The organism is Acidiphilium sp., from assembly GCF_049977125.1.
GTDB lineage: Bacteria > Pseudomonadota > Alphaproteobacteria > Acetobacterales > Acetobacteraceae > Acidiphilium.
On the sequence record NZ_JBMFGY010000296.1, the window covers coordinates 1 to 2,467 of the forward strand.

The following is a 2,467-nucleotide window of genomic DNA, read 5'->3' on the forward strand; positions in this document are numbered from 1 at the left end:
ACGAGTGTAAGATGCTGATATTATGCGGTTTATTCGAGGCACTGCTAAATATGGGTTAAAGTTCATCCAGTCGGCCCTTTCGTTGGAATTGAACGACGCAACATTGGTACATGATGCCGCTGGGCCGTCCACCCCAACAATCAAGTTGATAATCGCCCTCGCAACAAAACCACAACACGATATCCCACGTCACGTCGCGGTCAGTTTTTTCTCACGCTGGTTGACGGTTTCTCACCCTGTTTGTCGCGCCACACATTTTATTCGGATTTCTTGAATTCGATGTGCTGGGCGCCGGTTTGGACGTAAGGCCGAGATTGGAATTTGAATTCCGGCGGAGGAACGCTGATCTCCAAGGGAACAATTGTCGAATTGACGGTTACAGGTGAGGGCAACGGCCAGAGAAAAACCGCCCTGGAATGTCGCGTCAAATCGGCTGTCGTCGCCCAGTCGAGACCCAGTGCTGCCGCCCTTGCGCCGATGAACGGATCGCGATGAATGTTCTGCTGAGGCGTCGAGCATCCGGCTAGAACAAAAGCGACGCCGAAACCAAAGATTTGAAACCAATTACACCGGCAGACCTCGTATAACGGCGTGAACTTTTTTTTGCATATATGCATGGAATACAACCTTAGCGAGAAATTAATTGACGACCGTCTCCCGCTGTAATACTAACTCGCACCATCGTATGTAAACATCTGCCGCGTAGGGTGCTTGGGAAAAAAATTTTTGGGGTTAAAAAAGGAAAATGTTCGACAACTGCCCATCACAACTCGACTAACAAGTCCCAGCTGGATGAGAATGGTGAGTTACCCGGCATCCCGTAATCACGGATAGGGGAATAATGTCATGTCAGAAATGACTGCCTCTCGTTTTTTTAAAATGCCTAAGCAAGGTTTTGTTTTTAATCCGTCAACTAAAATAAAAAGAAATACCTTCTGTGGATTACAAAATATTTTTAGTTCTGTAAGTGTTCGTTTTGCTACGGCGTTTGTTCTTATATTTGGTATCTCTGTTACGATACTAGTCTTAACAGTATGGGAACAAACGTCGATTACGCTTACTACCGAGTTCAAAGCCGCTGTGCGGAGTGATGCCGTTATCCTTGCGGCACGTTATGGCGATTCGGGGCTTCTAGCGGTAGTTAATACCGTTCAGCGGTTATCGCAACAAACAGATCGTAGACACGGATTGTACTTGCTGGTCGATCAATCCGGCAATATCGTAGCAGGCAATTTGTTGCAATGGCCATCATTTGGGACGAAGCCGCAGGTTTGGTATCATAGCTCAGTCATTCAATCGGGCCGTATTATTGATGCTATTTTCCGGGTTTACGCATTACCAGGTGGCTTCAGGTTGCTTATTGGCCAAAATACCCATAGGGGTTCGCAGGTCCTCCGGATGCTGCGGACTGACTTATTGTCCGTTGCAGTTGAGGTAATTTTGTTAGCCTTGGTCGGTGGATTAATGGTCCGTACATTCTTCAGGCGCGCATTAGCTGACCTCAGCGGGGTCGCCGCCGCAGTCAATCGGGGAGATCTGAACGCACGCATCCGCCGTAACCCACGTGGCGGTGAACTCGATCGTATCGCGGGAACAGTGAATGAAATTTTGGATCGAGCCGCATCTTTATTAGATGGGGTTCAAAATGTCACAAGCGCAATATCGCATGACCTACGTTCACCAATCACACGCGTACGGATGCGCCTCGAGGAAGCAATGGTGGTCGCAGCGGATCAACCAAGTACAGTCGAAGCGCTATCCGTCGCGGCCGGCGATCTTGATCGAGTCACGGCAATCTTTAATGCCCTCCTTAGAATTGCGGAAATTGATTCTGGTGCCAGGCGATCAGCCTTTCATGTCTTTGATTTGATTCCCAGACTGGAAACAGTTCTTGATTTGTACCAAACTTGTGCTGAGGATCAGGGAATTTCGCTGACAATTGAAGCTATGGAACATCTAGAGATGTTTGGCGATCCGGATATGATTCAGCAAGCAATAGTAAACCTTCTTGATAATGCACTAAAATTCTCACCGAACACAGGCAACATTCACGTAACAACGATGGTTGATAGCGGTTTTGTCATAATCGCCGTTTCAGATGATGGGCCAGGAATTCCGGAGAATCAGCGCCAGCGCATCGGAGAGCGTTTTTTCCGGACCGAAGCAGCACGTACAACGCCGGGATCGGGACTCGGTCTCAGCTTGGTCGTTTCTGTTTGCAGACTCCATGGCGGAGCGTTTCTGCTAGAAGACCGTCAGCCGGGTCTTAAAGCGATTCTCCGGTTACGTATGGGAGGCGACATCATATTGTCTCAAAACTAGGTCGGATCCTAGCCGCTATTATTCATGAAGGTATTTCCGGCAATTTTCTGAAATTTGCTATACAACCAGACGTAGTGGTGGCGTGACGGCTCACCGGCCAACTTGGGCTGGTTTTGAAGGGCTCGGCAATGTGTCGGCGCTGGAG

2 protein-coding genes are annotated in these 2,467 nt (G+C 48.6%); one reads left to right on the top strand and one right to left on the bottom strand.

Translation table 11 applies throughout. The features are described 5' to 3' along the window. Positions 1-257: 257 nt before the first annotated feature. On the bottom strand, positions 258-617 hold the full coding sequence (locus tag ACP5E6_RS18270; protein ID WP_427956740.1) for a hypothetical protein: 360 nt from the start codon (positions 615-617) through the stop codon (positions 258-260). 229 nt (positions 618-846) lie between these two features. Between ACP5E6_RS18270 and ACP5E6_RS18275 the strand changes: the two genes are divergently transcribed. Next, the gene (locus tag ACP5E6_RS18275; RefSeq protein ID WP_427956744.1) at positions 847-2,322 is read left to right on the top strand and encodes a sensor histidine kinase; all 1,476 of its coding nucleotides are present in this window, start codon (positions 847-849) and stop codon (positions 2,320-2,322) included. Positions 2,323-2,467: the final 145 nt, after the last annotated feature.